Annotated in this window: 18 protein-coding genes, 1 tRNA gene and 1 other RNA gene; 17 read left to right on the top strand and 3 right to left on the bottom strand. The window is 45.3% G+C overall.

Annotated features, from left to right (window positions below; genetic code table 11):
* Positions 1-66 precede the first annotated feature (66 nt).
* Positions 67-1,020: a DNA-binding protein WhiA gene (gene whiA, locus AS888_RS05395; RefSeq protein WP_061141158.1), complete on the top strand. Its 954-nt coding sequence runs from the start codon at positions 67-69 to the stop codon at positions 1,018-1,020.
* A gap of 20 nt (positions 1,021-1,040) precedes the next feature.
* Entirely contained in the window at positions 1,041-1,298 is a 258-nt protein-coding gene (locus tag AS888_RS05390; protein WP_061141157.1) for an HPr family phosphocarrier protein, read from the top strand.
* 84 nt (positions 1,299-1,382) lie between these two features.
* Here the strand turns inward: AS888_RS05390 and clpP are convergent, their stop codons facing one another.
* Positions 1,383-1,988: an ATP-dependent Clp endopeptidase proteolytic subunit ClpP gene (gene clpP, locus AS888_RS05385; RefSeq protein ID WP_061141156.1), complete on the bottom strand. Its 606-nt coding sequence runs from the start codon at positions 1,986-1,988 to the stop codon at positions 1,383-1,385.
* A 301-nt stretch (positions 1,989-2,289) separates the two neighbouring features.
* Here clpP and AS888_RS05380 point away from each other — a divergent pair.
* From AS888_RS05380 to eno, 9 genes are all read left to right on the top strand, one after another.
* A tRNA-Arg gene (locus tag AS888_RS05380) sits at positions 2,290-2,361 on the top strand.
* 294 nt (positions 2,362-2,655) lie between these two features.
* Positions 2,656-3,993: an RNA polymerase factor sigma-54 gene (gene rpoN, locus AS888_RS05375; protein WP_260320123.1), complete on the top strand. Its 1,338-nt coding sequence runs from the start codon at positions 2,656-2,658 to the stop codon at positions 3,991-3,993.
* Positions 3,994-4,008: 15 nt separating this feature from the next.
* The gene (locus tag AS888_RS05370) at positions 4,009-4,251 is read left to right on the top strand and encodes a glutaredoxin family protein (RefSeq protein ID WP_155645426.1); all 243 of its coding nucleotides are present in this window, start codon (positions 4,009-4,011) and stop codon (positions 4,249-4,251) included.
* Between the two features lie 140 nt (positions 4,252-4,391).
* Entirely contained in the window at positions 4,392-5,426 is a 1,035-nt protein-coding gene (locus AS888_RS05365) for a sugar-binding transcriptional regulator (RefSeq protein ID WP_061141155.1), read from the top strand.
* A gap of 32 nt (positions 5,427-5,458) precedes the next feature.
* Entirely contained in the window at positions 5,459-6,466 is a 1,008-nt protein-coding gene (gene gap / locus AS888_RS05360) for a type I glyceraldehyde-3-phosphate dehydrogenase (RefSeq protein WP_061141154.1), read from the top strand.
* Positions 6,467-6,714: 248 nt separating this feature from the next.
* A complete protein-coding gene (locus AS888_RS05355; RefSeq protein WP_061141153.1) occupies positions 6,715-7,899 on the top strand; it encodes a phosphoglycerate kinase in 1,185 nt (394 codons plus the stop codon).
* 48 nt (positions 7,900-7,947) lie between these two features.
* Positions 7,948-8,709 carry a triose-phosphate isomerase gene (tpiA, locus tag AS888_RS05350; RefSeq protein WP_061141152.1) on the top strand — a complete coding sequence of 254 codons (762 nt, stop codon included), beginning with the start codon at positions 7,948-7,950 and terminating at the stop codon, positions 8,707-8,709.
* On the top strand, positions 8,702-10,237 hold the full coding sequence (gpmI, locus tag AS888_RS05345; RefSeq protein ID WP_061141151.1) for a 2,3-bisphosphoglycerate-independent phosphoglycerate mutase: 1,536 nt from the start codon (positions 8,702-8,704) through the stop codon (positions 10,235-10,237). The genes tpiA and gpmI overlap by 8 nt, the downstream gene beginning before the upstream one ends.
* 29 nt (positions 10,238-10,266) lie before the next feature.
* Positions 10,267-11,562 (top strand): phosphopyruvate hydratase, encoded by a 1,296-nt coding sequence (gene eno / locus AS888_RS05340; protein ID WP_061141150.1) that lies wholly within the window; start codon positions 10,267-10,269, stop codon positions 11,560-11,562.
* 152 nt (positions 11,563-11,714) lie between these two features.
* Here eno and AS888_RS05335 read toward each other — a convergent pair whose 3' ends face one another.
* Together AS888_RS05335 and AS888_RS05330 are read right to left on the bottom strand one after the other, a co-directional pair.
* Entirely contained in the window at positions 11,715-12,539 is an 825-nt protein-coding gene (locus AS888_RS05335) for a M15 family metallopeptidase (RefSeq protein WP_061141149.1), read from the bottom strand.
* A 55-nt stretch (positions 12,540-12,594) separates the two neighbouring features.
* Complete coding sequence (locus AS888_RS05330) at positions 12,595-13,137, bottom strand: hypothetical protein (protein WP_061141148.1); 543 nt, start codon at positions 13,135-13,137, stop codon at positions 12,595-12,597.
* Positions 13,138-13,313: 176 nt separating this feature from the next.
* Between AS888_RS05330 and secG the strand changes: the two genes are divergently transcribed.
* The 6 genes from secG to AS888_RS05300 all read left to right on the top strand — a co-directional run bounded on the left by secG (position 13,314) and on the right by AS888_RS05300 (position 19,632).
* A complete protein-coding gene (secG, locus tag AS888_RS05325) occupies positions 13,314-13,547 on the top strand; it encodes a preprotein translocase subunit SecG (protein ID WP_061141147.1) in 234 nt (77 codons plus the stop codon).
* Positions 13,548-13,689: 142 nt separating this feature from the next.
* The gene (locus AS888_RS05320) at positions 13,690-14,436 is read left to right on the top strand and encodes an alpha/beta hydrolase (protein ID WP_061141146.1); all 747 of its coding nucleotides are present in this window, start codon (positions 13,690-13,692) and stop codon (positions 14,434-14,436) included.
* Positions 14,437-14,469: 33 nt separating this feature from the next.
* Positions 14,470-16,839, top strand: a complete 2,370-nt coding sequence (rnr, locus tag AS888_RS05315) for a ribonuclease R (protein ID WP_061141145.1) — start codon at positions 14,470-14,472, stop codon at positions 16,837-16,839.
* A gap of 66 nt (positions 16,840-16,905) precedes the next feature.
* The gene (gene smpB / locus AS888_RS05310) at positions 16,906-17,373 is read left to right on the top strand and encodes an SsrA-binding protein SmpB (protein ID WP_061141144.1); all 468 of its coding nucleotides are present in this window, start codon (positions 16,906-16,908) and stop codon (positions 17,371-17,373) included.
* Positions 17,374-17,496: 123 nt separating this feature from the next.
* Positions 17,497-17,858, top strand: a transfer-messenger RNA (tmRNA) gene (ssrA, locus tag AS888_RS05305).
* 124 nt (positions 17,859-17,982) lie between these two features.
* Positions 17,983-19,632: an FAD-binding dehydrogenase gene (locus tag AS888_RS05300; RefSeq protein WP_061141792.1), complete on the top strand. Its 1,650-nt coding sequence runs from the start codon at positions 17,983-17,985 to the stop codon at positions 19,630-19,632.
* Positions 19,633-20,175 lie beyond the last annotated feature (543 nt).

Raw genomic sequence — 20,175 nt, 5'->3', positions numbered from 1 at the left:
ATATAGGCAGGGGCGTTTTTTTACTGATAAAAATAGATTACCTGCGTTCGATTGGGGGTGGAATGGATGTCTTTTGCTTCAGAAACGAAAAAAGAGCTTACTACATTAGAGGGAAAGGATTGTTGCGGAAAAGCGGAATTGTGTGCGCTGATCCGGATGAACGGATCCCTTTCATTTTCTAATCGGAAGCTTGTTGTGGATATTCAAACTGAAAATGCAGCGATTGCGAGACGGATTTATACGCTGCTGAAGAAAAGTTATGAGGTCCAAGTCGAGCTTTTGGTCCGTAAAAAGATGAAGCTTAAAAAGAATAACGTCTATATTGTCAGGATGTCATCTGGGGGACAGCGGGTTTTGACCGATTTGGAAATTTTGGGTGACGGATTTGAAATCCTCCATGCGATATCCGATAAGATCGTTGGAAAGAAATGCTGTAAGCGCTCCTATCTAAGAGGGGCATTTCTTGCGGGAGGTTCAGTGAATAATCCGGAAACGTCTTCGTATCACCTGGAAATTTTCTCGCTTTATAAAGAGCATAATGATGCGCTTTGTGAGTTGATGAATAAGTTCGACCTGAAGGCCAAAACGCTTGAGCGCAAAAAAGGATACATCATTTACTTGAAGGAAGCCGAGAAGATTGCCGAGTTTTTAAGTATCGTTGGGGCCCATTCCGCACTATTGAGGTTCGAGGATGTCCGGATTGTCCGTGATATGCGCAATTCTGTGAATCGGCTTGTGAATTGTGAAACGGCTAACTTGAACAAAACGATCGGTGCCTCATTGCGGCAGGTGGAAAATATCCATTACATCGAGGATACGGTCGGATTGAACATTTTGCCGGATAAACTTCGTGAAATTGCCGAACTGAGAATAGCCTTCCAGGATATAACCTTAAAGGAACTTGGCGAAATGGTATCCGGGGGAAGCATCAGTAAATCCGGAATTAATCACCGGCTACGGAAGATTGACGAAATAGCTGACAGGCTCCGTGGGGGAGAGGCTATTGCTGCGAAAAAATAAAGCTTACAGGGGAGATCATGATGGTGGAGAAACAAGTTAAAGTAAAACTGAAAACAGGTTTACAAGCCCGGCCGGCGGCCCTGTTTGTACAAGAAGCTAACCGCTTTCATTCGGATGTATTTCTTGAAAAAGAAGGAAAGAAAGTGAATGCAAAAAGCATCATGGGATTAATGAGCCTCGCCATCAGTTCAGGCGTATCCGTGAAGCTGATCGTTGAGGGGCGCGATGAGAAGGAAGCGCTGGAGGCATTGGAAGAATTCGTTCAGCAAGAGAGTTAAAGAAAGAGGATGCTAAAGGCGCATCCTTTTTTTCATGGCATGCTAAAAGGCCGCGAAGCTCTCGCGGCCTTTTGCTGTGCTGCATTATTTATCTTTTTTATCCTCAAGGATGCTGCGAGTGATGACTTTGTCGATCAAGCCGTATTCAAGGGCTCTTTCGGAAGTCATGAAGTTATCGCGTTCCGTATCTCTTTGAAGGACTTCGAGAGGCTGGCCAGTGCGTTCTGCCAAAATCTGATTCAATTTATCTTTCAAGTGAAGGATACGGCGGGCAGCGATTTCGATTTCCGTAGCTTGTCCTTGCGCCCCTCCAAGTGGTTGGTGAATCATGACTTCACTGTTCGGCAACGCATAGCGCTTGCCCTTTTCGCCAGCAGCCAACAGGAAGGCTCCCATGGAAGCGGCCATACCAATGCATACAGTGGATACATCAGGTTTGATATATTGCATCGTATCGTAAATGGCCATACCGGAAGTGATGCTTCCGCCCGGGCTGTTGATGTATAATGTGATATCTTTTTCAGGGTTTTCCGCTTCTAAAAATAGTAATTGAGCAACAATGGAATTGGAAACATTATCGTCGATTCCGCTTCCCAGCATAATGATCCTGTCTTTTAATAAACGGGAGTAAATATCGTAGGCACGCTCCCCACGACTTGTTTGTTCGATAACTGTAGGAATTAAATTCATGTTCATTTCCTCCTTCGATTAAGAGAATCATTTTAAATTCTTTATGTATGTATGATACACTTTTTGGTCAATTTAGGTCAAACAAAACAAATCCTATAAGTGATAATTTGTTCGACAATTTTCTGGTCAAGTCTCCTTCCTCTTTGAATTCATTTGTAATTATGCCGATCAGGGATGAATTTCCACATTATCCATAATACCCAAAAGACAAACTTTTAAACCTGATAACCCTTGCAAAGGAGGGCATTCTATCATATAATGAAGTCTGTCGAATAGATATGAACATTGATTTTTCCAATTCGCCCTCGTAGTGCAACGGATAGAACGCAAGCCTCCGAAGCTTGAAATGCAGGTTCGATTCCTGCCGAGGGCACTGCCAAATCTCCCGCTTAAATTATTTAAGTGGGGGATTTTTTTATGAAAGATGATTTTTGTTGGAATTTCGCGATTTCCATCGAAATCTGTTTGATGGGGACATCCCTCGAAAATAAGGGCTTCAGTCTTGAAAAATGGGGATTTTTCAATAAAAGTAGTTGTGAAAATGGCATTCCTGACATATAGTATGGAAAACAAATAAACCATTCAGAAAAAAACGTAAGCGTTTTCATGGGTTTTTGTGTAGAATTTTTTCCTGATAATGTAAAATGGAGTGGGGAGGGATGAATCGATGAGTATGAATATGAAAGCAGGATTATTTCAACAGCAAACTTTAAAGATGGCAATGACCCAGGAGCTCATGCAGGCTATTACCTTGCTGCAATACTCCACCCAGGAGCTTTCCGCTTTCTTGGAAAATAAAATGGCCGAAAATCCATTACTGTCCCTAGATCAGCCAACATCTGCATTATTTCAGCCGACCTTTGACCGGAAAAAAGGTAAACGGACCCTTAAAAATACGTATGATGCCAACTATTGGATCGAACAAATCAGTGAAGACACCGTCTCGCTTGAACAGCACGTCATGTCCCAGGTCAATCACCAGCAGCTAACGGGTGAGCAGTATAAGGCGATGCTGCTCTTAATTCATAATCTCGATGAAAACGGTTACTTGCGGATAAGTCTGGACGATATTTGCATTGCAGGCATCTCTCCAGCCGTTTTGGAGGAGAGCCTCTCCATTCTACAGCAGCTCGAGCCGCATGGACTTGCAGCGAGAAATCTGCAAGAGTGCCTCTTGCTCCAAGTGATAGCGGAGGGGATCAACCCCCTGGCGGAAAGCATCATAGAAAATCATTTTCTCGACTTTGCCGAAAAGCGTTGGAAAGATCTAAGTAAGAAAATCGGCGCTACAATGAAGGAAATACAAGAGGTATTCGATTATGTGCAAACGCTGAATCCGCGGCCAGCTTCATTGTTCTTCCAGGAAAAACCATCATATATAGTGCCTGATGTCGTTGTCGAGGTCCGTGAAGGGATGCTTCTTGTCGGGAATTACGATGGCAACACACCGAACCTTAATGTAGATAAAGGGTACTTGAACCGGATGAAGAGCCATGGAGATAAAGGCGTACAACGGTTCATTCAGGATAAGTGGCAGGAATACCAATGGATTTCAAGAGGGATTCAACAGAGAAAAGAAACGATATTGAAGGTTATCCAGTGTATCGTCGATAAACAGCCAGCGTGCTTTCATCACGGGCTGAATTACTTGAAGCCGATGACGATGAAGGAAGTGGCCGATGAACTTGGAATACATGAATCGACGGTAAGCCGCGCCGTTAAAGGTAAATATGTGCAGACCCCTTTCGGTACGATCGAGATGCGGATCTTCTTCACAACATCTTTACAATCAGTAGGCCTTGAAGAGGATATGTCCGGCATGCAAGCTAAAAAGGGACTCAAGGCCGCGATCGATGGCGAAAATAAACAAAAGCCGCTATCGGATCAGGATTTGGCTGAACGGCTGAAAGAGGAGCATGGAATCATCCTTGCACGTCGAACGGTTGCCAAATACCGGGAGCAGCTAGGGATACCGTCTTCATCTAAACGAAAAAGATATGACTGAAAAGGGTTGGGTATTTTGGAAACGAATCAGTTTGTTTTATATAGCAGGGCAAGATGTCCGTTATGTGATGAGGCCAAGGTGATACTTGAAGAGGTGAAACGGGATTCGGGCATAGGTTTTAAGGAAATCGATATTCATTCCGATGATGTGCTGCTTGAGAAATTTGCTTTGATGATCCCTGTGATTGAATGGAAAGAAGAAATCATTCAGTATGGAAAGGTTGATAAATCAGCTCTAAATGGGCTTTTGCAAAAATAATTTTTCAAATCATTTGAAGAAACAATCCGTTCCTGCTAGAATAAAATATGTAGCAGGAATATTTTTTTTATTTCAGGTGGGACATAAAATGACTACGCGGGACATATAGTGTCCAATCAGACTTTTTAGGAGTTTTATCTATGCGTACATTACTCGAGGTACAAAGAAAATTATTACCTGATTTCCTTATGGTTATGCAAAAAAGATATGATATCCTGCGTTATATCAAAATGATGCAGCCGGTGGGAAGGCGAAGCCTGGCCGTGAGTCTTAATTTGACGGAGCGGACGCTTAGAGGCGAGGTCGATTTTCTGAAAAGTCAGAACCTGGTTAATATTTTCAGTTCTGGTATGACACTGACGGATGAAGGGATGGAAATCCTGGAGAAGTTAGAAGGAATAATGCGTGAAGTTATGGGTATAGACATAATGGAACGGCAATTGCAGGACTTGTTGCAAGTGGATGAAGTCATCATTGTATCGGGAAATTGCGATGAAACCCCATGGGTAAAAAAAGAATTGGGCAAAGCTTGTGCAAACCGTATGAAACTCGAGTGGAAATCAAAGAATATCATTGCGGTAACTGGTGGATCGACAATGGCCGAAGTGGCCAATTCGCTGTCGCCTGATGAAGCATCGAAGAAATTGATATTCGTTCCAGCCCGCGGTGGAATTGGTGAAGCGGTGCAGAACCAGGCCAATACGATCGTCGAAAAAATGGCACAGAAGGCGCACGCCTCATACAGAGTGTTATATGTACCCGATCAATTGAGCGATGAAGTTTACGCTTCCTTTCAGAAGGAGCCTGCAATCAAAGAAGTCATTTCACAAATCAAATCTGCCGATATGATCATTCATGGAATTGGTGATGCCATGGCGATGGCAGAGAGAAGGAATTCTCCGCCGGAAATGTTAAAGAAGCTGTTAGATGGTAAAGCTGTAGGAGAAGCATTCGGTTATTACTACGATGAAAACGGAAAAGTTGTCCATAAGGTTTTGACTGTCGGCATCCAGTTAGATGATCTCAGCCCTGAAAAGCGAGTGATAACTGTCGCAGGTGGGAAAACTAAGGCCAAGGCTATCCGTTCTTATATGAAAGGCGCTCCTTCGTCAACCGTATTGATTACGGATGAAGCGGCAGCACTGGAGTTAATTCAGGGGAATTACACCCCTTAATATATTTGCGAACTTTAAAGGAGGAATTTTTCATGGCAGTAAAAGTTGGTATTAATGGTTTTGGACGTATTGGACGTAATGTATTTCGTGCAGCATTGAATAACCCTGAGGTGGAAATTGTTGCTATTAACGACCTAACGGATGCTAATATGCTAGCGCACCTTCTTCAATATGATACAATTCATGGTTCTCTTAATGAAAAAGTAGCGGTTGATGGTGATTTCTTGGTAGTTGACGGCCATAAAGTAAAAGTATTGGCTGAACGTGACCCTGCACAATTAGGCTGGGGAGATTTAGGTGTTGAAGTGGTTGTTGAATCTACAGGACGTTTCACGAAACGTTCAGATGCAGCCAAACATTTAGAAGCTGGCGCGAAAAAAGTAATCATCTCTGCTCCTGCATCCGATGAGGATATCACAATCGTCATGGGTGTAAATGAAGAGAAATATGATGCGGCGAACCACCATGTAATCTCGAATGCGTCATGTACTACAAACTGCTTGGCTCCATTCGCTAAAGTTCTTCATGAACAATTCGGAATCAAGCGCGGTATGATGACGACTGTTCACTCGTATACAAACGATCAACAAATCCTTGATTTACCTCATAAAGATTACCGTCGTGCTCGTGCAGCGGCCGAAAACATCATTCCTACAACAACTGGGGCGGCAAAAGCTGTTGCACTTGTTCTTCCTGAGCTTAAAGGGAAATTGAATGGTATGGCAATGCGTGTACCGACTCCAAACGTATCTGTAGTCGATCTTGTAGCAGAACTAGAAAAAGATGTAACAGCTGAAGAAGTGAATGCAGCATTCAAAAAAGCTTCAGAAGGGGACCTAAAAGGAATTCTTGAGTACAGCGAACTTCCGCTAGTATCAACGGACTATAACGGCAACCCATCTTCTTCTACAATCGATGCCCTTTCCACAATGGTAATGGAAGGAAACATGGTTAAAGTATTATCTTGGTATGATAATGAAACAGGATATTCTAACCGTGTAGTTGATTTGATCGACTATTTGGCTAAAAAAGGATTGTAATTAGAATAATAAAAAAACCTCACCAAGGTGAGGTTTTTTTAATCATACTCTAATAAAACCTGGCAGATGATGATATTATTAGTAAGTCATTAAGCACATGAGGCGCTTCCATTCCTTGTTTTTGGATAATTTTCTGGAAACCGACTATAATGAAGTAGAGTAAAGGGGAGATGGGATATGTACCCTCTCCCTTTTTGACTAAAAAAATCAAAAATGTGTTAACAATATCTAAGGAGGTTCTTTGGATTATGAATAAAAAGTCGATTAGAGATATTGAATTAAAGGGGAAACGTGTATTTTGCCGTGTTGATTTCAACGTTCCGATGCAGGACGGAAAGATTTCGGACGATACAAGAATCAAAGCTGCATTGCCGACGATTTCCTACCTGACGGAACAAGGCGCAAAAGTCATCTTGGCGAGCCATCTTGGCCGTCCTAAAGGACAAGTTGTGGAAGAATTACGTTTAGCTCCTGTTGCCGAACGACTAAGCGAGCTTAGCGGCAAGGATGTGCAAAAAGCTGAAGAAGCATATGGCGAGTCCGTTCAATCCATGATCGACAATATGGAGAATGGCGAGATCTTGTTATTGGAAAACGTCCGCTTCTATCCAGGCGAAGAAAAGAACGATCCAGAATTGGCGAAGTCATTCGCTGCACTTGCCGATGTTTATGTGAATGATGCATTCGGGGCTGCCCATCGTGCCCATGCTTCGACGGAAGGGATTGCACACCACCTTCCAGCCGTTTCCGGATTGCTGATGGAAAAAGAGCTTGCTGTGCTCGGAAAAGCCTTATCGAACCCGGAACGTCCTTTTACAGCTATAATTGGCGGCGCAAAAGTAAAGGATAAAATAGGTGTCATCAAAAATCTTTTGGAAAACGTCGATCATTTGATCATTGGCGGCGGCCTTGGTTATACATTCATTAAAGCGCAAGGTCATGAAATCGGTAACTCGCTATTGGAGGAAGACAAGATTGAATTGGCCAAATCCTTCATCGAAAGCGCTAAAGAAAAAGGCGTGAAGTTGCATTTGCCGATTGATGCCGTCGTTACGGCTGAATTTTCACCTGATGCAGAGACTGAAATCGTCAATATCGATTCGATACCAAAAGAGAAAATGGCTCTTGATATCGGTCCGAAAACAAGTGAATTATATGCGGATATCATCAAAGGCTCCAAGCTTGTCATTTGGAATGGGCCTATGGGCGTGTTCGAATTCGATAAATTTGCGAATGGTACAAAAACCGTTGCCCAAGCCTTGGCTGATGCAAAAGATACTTACAGCATCGTCGGCGGTGGAGATTCTGCTGCGGCTGCCGAAAAGTTTGGGTTGGCGGAAAAAATGTCCCATATTTCAACGGGCGGCGGTGCATCTCTTGAGTTCATGGAAGGCAAGGAATTGCCGGGCGTTGTAGCATTGAACGACAAATAGGCGTGAACCGTCAAAAATTTTTCAACTTTAGAAGGGATGAGAAACCATATGCGTAAACCGATTATTGCAGGTAACTGGAAAATGAATAAGACACTATCTGAGGCAACTGCCTTTTTAGAAGAAGTGAGCAATTTAATTCCTAAGCAAGATGTAATCGATACGGTTGTATGTGCTCCTGCTTTGTTTCTGGATCAATTAGTTCAAGCTGCAAAGGGGACCGATGTGAAAATCGGGGCACAGAACATGCACTTTGAAGATAATGGAGCCTTCACAGGAGAAGTCAGCCCGATCGCATTAGCTGATCTTGGTGTCTCTTATGTCATCCTAGGCCATTCCGAACGTCGCGAAATGTTCAATGAAACGGATGAAGCCGTTAATAAAAAAGCTCATGCCGCTTTCGCTAACCAATTAACCCCGATCGTTTGCTGCGGTGAAACGCTTGAGCAGCGTGAAGCTGGCGAAACGAATGATTTTGTTGCCGGCCAGATCGAAAAAGGCCTAGCGGGCTTATCCGACGAGCAGTTGAAACAAGCTGTCATTGCCTATGAACCGATTTGGGCGATTGGCACTGGTAAATCATCATCTGCACAAGATGCGAATGAAGTATGTGCACATATCCGTTCAGTAGTTGCTGACAAGTTTTCTAACGAAGCGGCAGCGGCCATCCGTATCCAGTACGGAGGCAGCGTAAAACCTGAGAATATCAAAGAGTACATGGCGCAACCTGATATTGACGGTGCATTGGTAGGCGGGGCAAGCTTGAAGCCGGATAGTTTCTTACAATTGCTGGAGGCTGGTCACTATGAGTAAGTCGCCTGTGGCACTTATCATCTTGGACGGTTTTGGCTGCCGCAGCGAGGAAAAAGGAAATGCTGTTTATCATGCGAAAAAACCGAATTTTGACCGTTATTGGGAGCAGTACCCGCACTCCCATCTAACTGCAAGCGGCGAAGCAGTCGGCTTGCCTGCAGGACAAATGGGGAACTCGGAAGTGGGCCATTTGAATATCGGTGCCGGACGCATCGTTTATCAAAGCCTGACCCGTGTGAACCTGGCAATCCGCGAAGGCGAGTTTGCAGAAAACCCGACCTTGGTCGAGGCTATGAAGCATACCAAGAAAAAAGGTACAGACCTTCATCTGTTTGGACTTCTTTCGGATGGCGGCGTGCATAGCCATATTGAACATATGTATGCCTTGCTGAGACTGGCAGCCAAAGAAGGAGTCAAGAATGTGTATGTCCATGCGTTCCTCGATGGGCGTGATGTCGGACCGAAAACGGCTCAGGGCTATATCAAGGATGCCGAGGCGAAAATGAAGGAAATCGGTGTAGGCCGCTTTGCAACCATTTCGGGAAGATATTATTCCATGGACCGTGACAAACGCTGGGAGCGTGTCGAAAAATCCTACCGTTCAATGGTATATGGAGATGGACCAGCTTATCCTTCTGCACTGGAATGTGTCGAGGATTCATATGAACATGGTATTTTTGACGAGTTCGTGATTCCTTCGGTCATTACGGCGGAGGATGGCAAGCCGGTGGCGACGATTAAGGATGAGGATGCAGTTATCTTTTATAACTTCCGTCCCGACCGGGCGATCCAGATTTCGAATACATTCACGAATGAGGACTTTCGCTCATTTGACCGCGGTCCCGGTCATCCGAAACACCTTCATTTTGTCTGCCTGACGCATTTTTCGGAAACGGTTGATGGATATGTTGCATTCAAGCCGACAAATCTCGATAATACATTAGGGGAAGTGCTTTCTCAAAACAAGCTTACTCAGCTTCGCATTGCTGAAACGGAAAAATATCCGCATGTGACGTTTTTCATGAGCGGTGGCCGAGAAGAGAAGTTTCCTGGTGAAGAGAGGATTTTAATTAATTCTCCGAAAGTCGCTACATACGATTTAAAACCGGAAATGAGTGCTTATGAAGTGACGGATGCGTTGGTGGAACAAATCGAGGCCGATAACTTCGATGCGATCCTTTTGAATTTTGCCAATCCGGATATGGTTGGGCACTCAGGGATGCTTGAGCCGACCATAAAAGCGATTGAAACCGTTGATGAATGCCTAGGCAGGATCGTCGATTTGATCGTCTCTAAAGGCGGCACGGCAATCATTACGGCAGACCATGGGAATGCCGATGAAGTCGTTACGCTTGAAGGAAACCCGATGACGGCCCACACAACGAACCCTGTGCCTGTCATTATCACCAAAAATCAGGTAACATTAAGAACAGATGGTATATTAGGCGATTTAGCTCCAACGATGCTTGATCTGCTTGGAGTCGAAAAACCTGTTGAAATGACAGGGAAATCCCTATTATCTAAATAAAAATGTGAATTGGAAAAGGAGAGATTTAAATGCCGTACATTGAACATGTATATGCACGCGAAGTGCTTGATTCCCGTGGTAATCCAACAATAGAAGTAGAAATCCAAACTGAGTCCGGATACTTCGGACGCGCAATCGTCCCATCAGGTGCTTCAACAGGAGAACATGAAGCAGTTGAGCTTCGTGACGGGGATAAATCTCGCTACCTGGGTAAAGGGGTACAAAAAGCGGTTGATAACGTAAATGAAATCATTGCTGAAGCTGTCATTGGCTTGGATGTTACGAACCAAGCTGGCCTTGACCTTACGATGATCGAATTGGATGGTACGGAAAACAAAGGAAACCTTGGAGCGAATGCAATCCTTGGCGTATCCATGGCTGCTGCCCATGCTGCTGCTGAATTTTCCGGTTTACCATTGTACCGTTACCTTGGAGGGTTCAATGCAAAACAACTTCCAACTCCAATGATGAACATCATCAACGGCGGATCACATGCCGATAACAACGTCGACTTCCAGGAATTCATGATCCTTCCTGTCGGTGCGCCAAGCTTCAAGGAAGCCGTTCGTATGGGTGCTGAAGTATTCCATGCATTGAAATCGGTTCTTTCTGCTAAAGGCTTGAACACGGCTGTTGGCGACGAAGGCGGCTTTGCGCCAAACCTAGGTTCGAACCGTGAAGCACTTCAAGTCATCATCGAGGCGATTGAAAAAGCAGGCTATAAAGCAGGCGAAGATATCTACCTTGGTATGGACGTAGCTTCATCTGAATTCTATAACAAAGAAACAGGCAAATACGATCTTGCAGGCGAAGGCCGCAATGGCGTTACATCTGAAGAAATGGTTGCTTTCTATGAAGAGCTAGTGAATGAATTCCCGATTCTTTCCATCGAAGACGGCTTGGATGAAAATGACTGGGATGGCCACAAACTTCTAACTGAACGCATCGGTTCTAGAGTTCAATTGGTTGGTGACGATTTATTCGTAACGAACACGAAAAAATTGGCTGAAGGCATTGAAAAAGGCATCGGTAACTCGATCCTGATCAAAGTGAACCAAATCGGTACACTGACTGAAACGTTTGACGCAATCGAAATGGCTAAGCGCGCTGGCTACACGGCTGTCGTTTCCCACCGCTCAGGTGAAACGGAAGATGCAACAATCGCTGACATCGCCGTTGCAACGAACGCAGGACAAATCAAAACAGGTTCGATGTCACGTACGGACCGTATCGCTAAATACAACCAACTTCTTCGCATCGAAGACCAGCTTGGCGACTTGGCTGTTTACGGCGGCTTGAAATCTTTCTATAACTTGAAGAAATAATTACCGTGACACCCTCTTCCGACGAGAAGCGGGTGGAGATGATTATCTCTCACCTCCCATTCCATGTGAATGGGGGGTTTTTTTATGGGAAGCCAATTTAATCAAACGTTTGATTAAAGTCAAAAAAGGTGCCGCATATGGGCACCTTTTACTTATTTATCTACAGCTTCTACTGGAACGGCATTATAGTATTCTTCCAAAGTGCTTTTCGTTTTGAAGATTTCAGTTGCGGCATCGGCGCCAATATAGCGGATGTGCCACGGTTCGTATTTATAGCCTGTAATGTTTTCCTTGCCTTCCGGATAGCGGATGATAAATCCGTATTCATGGGCATGCTCTGCAAGCCAGGACGCTTCATTCGTGTCTCCGAAGCAATCTTGGGCAGCACATGCACCGTCATGGGTCGTGACATCGATGGCCAGACCTGTTTCGTGCTCGCTCGTCCCAGGCATTGCACTGTAGGTTTTCGCTTTTTCTTCCCCGTCCTTGGCCACATAGTTATTAAAGACCGTGATTTGCGTTTGATGTGAACGGTAGGCGGATACGCCGGCGAAGTGCATATTGTCTTTTTCGGCAGCTTGGAATAGCCGTTCAAGCGCTTCTGCCGCTTCTTTGCGCATCATTCTTTTTTCAATTTTATCCTGAAAGATGAAATCCACTTTTGGGTAAACAAGATCTTCAGGTTTGTAATCTTCCGGCAAGCTGTATTGTTTGTTGACAAGTACAGGGATGCTTTCTGGGTTGGCTAAAGTCTGCAGGCCAGCCTGCGCGGGCTTGACCGTTTCATCCACTTCCACCTGGCGTTGGGCCGATTCTTTTGAATCATCTTGCTTATCATCAGTTTCTGTCTCCGTATGGTGGGAGCTCGGGTGTTCTTCTTTTTGCTCTTTTTTTTCATCGCTTGATTGGTCGAATGAACATCCGGACAATAAAATGAACGATGACAGAGCAGTTGCAGTAAATATAGGTTTTAACATATGAAAGGCCCCTTGCTTTTAATATAAGATTTCCTGCGATAGGCGTTTTGAAAGATTATCGTGACAAGTAATCCCTCGTCAATTCACTTTGGTACTTATCGAGGAATAAGCCGATCCAGACCACCATCAATAAAAATGGATAATCATTGCGGACTGCGGCTTCCACGACGGGTGCAGACCAAAAGTGAGATAGGAAACCGCCTGACATCCTGATCGTCTCGAAGGTGACCAGGGCGTGCAGCGATAGCCAGAGAATCGTAAGGGTGTTGGTGCCGAAACCAATGACGGCCGCTATGATGCTCAGCAGGATGGCGGCTGCACCGATCAGCAGCACATGGTAACTTGATTGGAAAAAGTCGATGCCGCTATTGGAAAGTCCATTATAAATAATAGCAGTAAAATAGACGGTTGTCGTGGTATATGCAGCAAATAATAAATATCGATTGCCATGATATTTTGCAAGCAGCAGCAAAAGCGGCGAGAGAACGATCAATAAGACACTGATGAGATTGCTGCCGCCTATCCATAAAGAATAGCCTGCAACCGCCGAGAACAGGATGGTCAATAAATCAAGAATCCGGAGAATGGGCTTGAACATGGTGACACCTCTTTCTTCCCTTTTTGTGAATTATCTCAAACTTTGATTCAAAAAGAAAATGATGAAGCTGCTGTTTAGGAATTCTTACCATTAAATGATAACAAAGATTGTGGATATCTTATGGGTGTGGTAAAGTTAAAGTAATTGTTTATTGGTACTTCAGGAGGTGTGATTGCATGCATGCTTTTCTCATAACGCTTTTGGTGATCGTCAGTATCGCCCTTATTGTGACGGTATTGCTTCAATCGGGTAAAAGTGCAGGTTTATCAGGTGCGATTGCCGGCGGTGCTGAGCAGCTATTCGGAAAGCAAAAAGCTCGCGGCTTGGATTTGATTTTACATCGTGCAACGGTAGTATTAGCCATTTTATTCTTTGCTTTAACTTTACTTGTTGCATTCTTTGATGTGTAATCGATCAAAAATGAGTCTAGCTAAATAGCTAGGCTTTTTTCTTTGCACGATAGTTGCATGAATAGATATAGTAATTTTAGTACTTAATGATAGGATAGGGAATTTTTTTGGTTGCTATTTACTAATGAAGGAGCTAATTATCATGAAAATCAAGCTGCAGCAGCCCTTTACTTTTGAAGGCGGAAAAAGAGCTGTCTTACTATTGCATGGATTCACGGGGAATTCCGCAGATGTGCGGATGCTTGGACGTCACTTGGAGAAGCACGGTTACACCTGCCATGCCCCGCACTATAAGGGACATGGGGTTCCGCCAGAGGAGCTGGTGAAAACGGGCCCTGATGATTGGTGGAAGGACGTCATGATGGCATTCGATTTCCTGAAGAGCAAGGGCCATGAGGAAATAGCTGTTGCCGGACTCTCTTTGGGAGGCGTATTTTCTCTTAAATTAGGTTACACTGTACCTATAAAGGGTATCGTATCAATGTGTGCGCCCATGTATATCAAAAGTGAAGAGATGATGTATAAAGGAGTATTGGAGTACGCTAGAGAATTTAAGAAGTATGAAGGAAAAACGCAAGAGCAAATAGAGCATGAAATGGACCTCCTGGCCGATAAACCGATGAATACATTGAAAGCCCTTCAGGAATTGATAACGGATGTACGGGAGCATGTCGATTTGATTTATGCACCGACATATGTCGTGCAGGGGCGGCATGATGACGTCATCAATCCGAAAAGTGCCGATATCATTTTTGATTCCATCGAGTCACCTGTCAAGAAACTGAAGTGGTATGAAGAATCCGGTCATGTCATCACGCTGGATAAAGAAAAAGAACAGCTGCATGAAGATGTATTGGAATTTTTAGAAAGTCTGGATTGGTCCGAATAACAAATTTATTATACCCTGAATAGGAGGGGTTTTATGGAAGATAACATTCAAGAACACATGAATAGGCTTTTGACGTACATGACCGACGAAGCATATAAGCCATTGACGGTACAGGAGCTTGAAGAGGCTTTGAAGATCGAAGACTCGGCAGACTTCAAGAATTTCGTCAAGGCGCTAGTGAAGCTGGAAGAAAAGGGATTGGTGGTCAGAACGAGAAGCAATCGTTACGGCCTGCCGCAAAAAATGAATTTGTTCCGCGGAAAATTAACGGGTCATGCAAAGGGCTTCGCATTTGTAACGCCTGAAGATAACCCAGGAATGGATGATATTTTCATCCCGCCAAATGAAACGGGTACAGCGATGCACGGAGATATCGTCATGGTACGAGTATCCTCGGAAACGTCCGGATCAAGGCAAGAAGGCACGGTCATCAGGATCCTTGAACGCGGAATAACGCAAGTGGTAGGTACATACTCCGAAAGCAAAAGCTTTGGTTTCGTCATCCCTGATGATAAAAAGATCGCAAACGACATCTTCATCCCGCAGCATGCTTCCCATGGAGCGGTGGAGGGCCATAAGGTTGTCGTCAAGCTGACTTCTTACCCAGAAGGACGTGTAAGTGCAGAAGGAGAAATCATCGAAATTCTAGGGCATAAAAATGACCCTGGCGTCGATATCCTTTCCGTCATCCATAAATATGGTTTGCCCATGGAATTCCCGGAAGACGTCATGAAGCAAGCCAATGCCGTTTCCGATACGATTTCTGAAAGTGAAATCGGCAGCCGCAGGGATTTGCGCAAAGATGTTTTGGTCACGATTGATGGGGCCGATGCGAAGGACCTCGATGATGCCGTTTCGGTTACTAAGCTTGAAAATGGCCATTACAAGCTAGGTGTCCATATTGCCGATGTCAGCCATTATGTTACGGAAGGTTCACCAATCGATAAGGAAGCCCTTGAAAGGGGTACGAGCGTTTATTTGGTGGACAGGGTCATTCCGATGATTCCGCATCGTTTATCGAACGGGATTTGCTCCTTGAACCCGCAGGTCGATCGGTTTACACTTTCTTGTGAGATGGAAATCACACCAGACGGGCATGTCGTCAATCACGAGATTTTTGAAAGTGTCATCAAGACGACGGAGCGGATGACATATGGCAATGTGAACAAGATTTTGGTGGATAAAGATGAAGAACAGCTGGAGCGCTATGAAGCGTTGGTGCCGATGTTCGAGGACATGGAGAAGTTGGCGGCCATCCTTCGTAAAAATCGGATGAACCGCGGTGCGATCGATTTTGATTTCAATGAAGCGAGGGTTATCGTTGACGAAGAGGGACATCCGACTGATGTCGTTTTACGTGAAAGGTCGGTTGCCGAGAAGCTGATTGAAGAATTCATGCTCGCGGCCAACGAAACCGTTGCCGAGCATTTCAACCGTCTTGACGTTCCGTTCATTTACCGTATCCACGAAGATCCGAAGCCGGAAAAACTGCAGCGCTTCTTCGAATTCATTACGAACTTCGGCTACATCGTGCGCGGGTCGGCCAATGACGTCCATCCAAAGGCATTACAGGAAATCATCGAGGCAGTGGCAGGCAAGCCGGAAGAAACGGTCATATCCACCGTCATGCTCCGTTCGATGCAGCAAGCGAAATATGATCCGGAAAGCCTGGGCCATTTTGGATTATCAGCTGAATTTTATACACATTTCACTTCACCGATCCGCCGTTACCCGGATTTGATCGTGCATAGGCTGATCCGGACTTATTTGGTGGAAGGGAAAACGGATGAAGCGACGAAAGAGAAATGGAATGCGATTTTACCCGAGATTGCCGATCATACCTCGAAGCGGGAACGTCGCTCCGTCGATGCGGAGCGCGAAACCGATGATTTGAAGAAAGCCGAATATATGCTTGATAAAATCGGCGAGGAATATACCGGCATCATTGGTTCCGTTACGAATTTCGGAATGTTCGTCGAGCTGCCGAACACCATTGAGGGGCTTGTTCATGTCAGCTTCATGACGGATGACTATTACCGCTTCGATGAGCGCCAGCTGGCCATGATCGGGGAACGTACAGGGAATGTATTCCGGATTGGGGACGAAATCGACGTACGTGTTTCCAACGTCAATAAAGAGGAACGCGCCATCGATTTTGAAATCATCGGCATGAAGGTGAGCCGTCCGCGTCCATCCGGAGAGAAGAAAATATTCAAAGCCAATTCAGGTGACCGTAAACGCGGCCGCGGCGGGAATGGCGGAAGAAACGAAGGAAAAGGCGGCGGCCGTGGCGGCAATCGCAAGGGAGATTCGCCTTCTTCCGATAGAAAGCCGAAAAAGAAGAAAAAATTCTTTGAAAATGCGCCCGCTGCCAAGCGCAAGAGGAAGCCTAAAAAGAGATAAGATTGATGTGAGGGGATGATCGATTCATCCTCTCACCGCGATCGGATGTAAAAAGGGGAGAGTTAGATGCCAAAAGGCTCAGGTAAACAACTAGCACAAAATAAAAAAGCGTATCATGATTTCTTCATTGAACAAACATTTGAAGCAGGCATCGTTTTGAAAGGGACCGAAATCAAGGCAATCCGTGCGGCCCGAGTGAATTTGAGAGATGCCTTCGCTAAAATTGAAAATGGCGAAATCTATCTTTATAATATGCATGTCAGTCCTTACGAGCAAGGGAACCAGTTTAACCATGACCCGTTGCGGACAAGAAAGCTCCTTTTGCATAAGAAAGAAATCAGTAAACTGATCGGTGAAACGAAAGAAGCGGGCTACACCATCGTTCCATTGAAAATGTATTTGAAAAATGGTTTTGCCAAGGTTTTAATCGGGCTTGGAAAAGGGAAGAAGCAATATGACAAGCGAGATGACCTGAAGAAGAAGGAAGCGAAACGTGATATTGAACGTGCTTTCCGTGATCGTCAGAAGATGTAACACTGCCAAGACCTTACAATTGATTTTTCGTTTCAATCTGTTATAATTAATCCTGTACCGATGACAATTGAATATCAGCCAACTTGCTGACTATTCTTCTCTCGTACGCTCCATTTCAATCATGGGGACGTTACGGATTCGACAGGGATAGTTCGAGCTTAAGTTGCGAGTCGAGGGGATCGGCCTCGTTAAAACGTCAACGCCTATAACTGGCAAACAAAACAACAACCTAGCTTTCGCTGCGTAACAACAGTCGTTAGCTGTTCCTCCCTCCATGGCCCACGTGGTAGGGTAAGGGACTCACTCTAAGTGGGATACGCCGGAATCCACCGTCTGAGGATGAAGGAAGAGACCAATCAGACTAGCTGCTCTGCCGCCTGTCGATAGGCTAATGAGTTCGCGAAATGCGAATATATCGACTACACTCGTAGAAGCTTAAGTGCCGTTATGTCTGGACGTGGGTTCGACTCCCACCGTCTCCACCAATACATATATTGGTGGTTTTTTATTTGCCTTTTTTCCTTTCAAGAAGGAATATGAGGATGAACAGGGAATGTAGGAAGAGAGCATTTAATGAAAGCGCATACATATGGAGACGGGGGCATGTTGATGGGATTTGATGTGATTGTGGTCGGAGCGGGTCTCGCCGGGTTGGTGGCTGCGGCAGAGCTTGCGGATGCCGGGAAGAAAGTATTGCTGCTGGATCAAGAACCGGAAGCTTCTCTTGGCGGGCAGGCATGGTGGTCTTTTGGCGGTTTATTTCTTGTCGACTCACCTGAACAGCGGAGATTGGGCATTAAGGATTCACGGGAGCTTGCCTGGCAGGATTGGTTAGGTACGGCTGGTTTTGATCGTGAGGATGATGAAGATCATTGGGGGAAAAAGTGGGCGGAAGCTTACGTCCACTTTGCATCAGGGGAAAAACGGGAATGGCTGACAGCCCAGGGCATCCGTTTTTTTCCGGTAGTTGGCTGGGCGGAGCGAGGGGGTTACCTCGCTGAAGGACATGGTAACTCGGTTCCGCGTTTTCATATTGTATGGGGAACGGGTCCGGGGATCGTAAAGCCGTTCGAGGATCGGGTCCGTAAAGCGATCGGGAAAGGTCTGGTCGATTATCGTCCCCGTCATCGCGTGAATGAATTGTTAACGGAAGACGACTCTGTCTTTGGTGTACGTGGATCGGTGCTTGTGCCGAGCTCGGCAGCTCGCGGCGAGGCTAGCTCCCGGGAAGTGATCGGGGACTTTTCGTTTCATGCTCAAGCTGTGCTTGTGACAAGCGGCGGAATCGGGGCCAATCATGAATTGATAAGAAAGAATTGGCCTGCGCGACTAGGTGAAGCCCCGAAAAATATGATTTCCGGCGTTCCTGAGCATGTGGATGGGAGGATGCTTGCCATTACGGAAAAGGCCGGAGGAAGAATCGTCAATCGCGACCGGATGTGGCACTATACGGAAGGAATCAAGAATCATGATCCCGTTTGGGCCAAGCATGGAATCCGTATCCTGCCCGGGCCTTCATCTCTTTGGCTCGATGCAACGGGCCAGCGATTCCCTGCTCCGAATTTTCCGGGATTCGATACGCTGGGGACGCTTGATGCCATCATGGCGACAGGGTACGACCATTCATGGTTCATTTTGACGCAGAAAATCATCGAAAAAGAATTTGCTTTATCGGGCTCTGAGCAAAATCCCGATTTGACAGGTAAAAGCATTCGGAAGGTGTTATCCCGCGTCCTGCCTGGCGCATCGTCTCCCGTGCAGGCTTTCATGGACAAGGGCGAGGATTTTGTCATAGCGGATTCACTCCCGGAACTTGTGGACGGGATGAATAAGCTCACGGAAGAGAACTTGCTTGTCCTTGCCGATATCGAGCGGCAAATAATCGCGAGGGATAGGGAAATGGATCATAAATTCACGAAAGACCTGCAAATCACCGCAATGCGTGGAGCACGCCATTATATCGGGGATCGGTTAATAAGAGTTGCAGCACCGCATAAAATCCTCGATCAAAAGAATGGTCCGTTGATAGCGGTACGGTTGAATATCGTCAGCAGAAAAACTCTAGGGGGATTGCAAACCGATCTTTCCTGTCGCGTCCTGAATGCTTCCGGACATCCAGTGAATGGCCTGTATGCAGCGGGTGAGGTAGCTGGATTCGGCGGGGGCGGGGTTCACGGTTATCGTTCATTGGAAGGAACATTCGTCGGCGGCTGCCTTTTCTCCGGACGACAGGCGGGCAGGGCGCTTGCAGATTTATGACGAGGACCTGCTTTTGGGGTCCTTTTTTTGTAGGAAAATCGAAATATCGCCGAAATCGCAGATAAATGGACCAGAATCTCAGATAAAGTGCCGAAATTGCAGATAAATGGACCAGAATCGCAGATAAAATGCCGAAATTGCAGAAAAAAAGATCAGTTTCGCAGATAAAATGCCGAAATTGTAGAAAAATCCTCGAATTTCGCAGATAAAAGGGACAAGCGCATTCATTTGAAGGAATATTCGTTATTTTTGTCGAATCCTTTGGGAGAAACCCAAGATAGGAGTGAGGAATATTGATTGTAAAACAGCGAAAAGTCCCGCTTACGATCCTCAAATTACGTGCATTGGTGCGCAGGCTTCCGCCACATCATCCAAAGATGCCTTCAATTATGCAGGATCTCAATAAAAGGGAGGCTGGCTATAAAGGGGAAACCTCCATTGACTTTCCATTAAGTAAGCTTTTTGGAACCGAAAAGTCATTTCATCTTCCACGATATACGGTTGTAGGACCCATCCCTTTTTTTTCAGATGGATACTTTAATC

The organism is Peribacillus simplex, from assembly GCF_001542915.1.
GTDB classification, from domain to species: Bacteria; Bacillota; Bacilli; order Bacillales; family DSM-1321; genus Peribacillus; species Peribacillus simplex_B.
The sequence above is the reverse complement of the archived record's forward strand: the minus strand, read 5'-3'. Positions and strand labels throughout refer to the sequence as shown.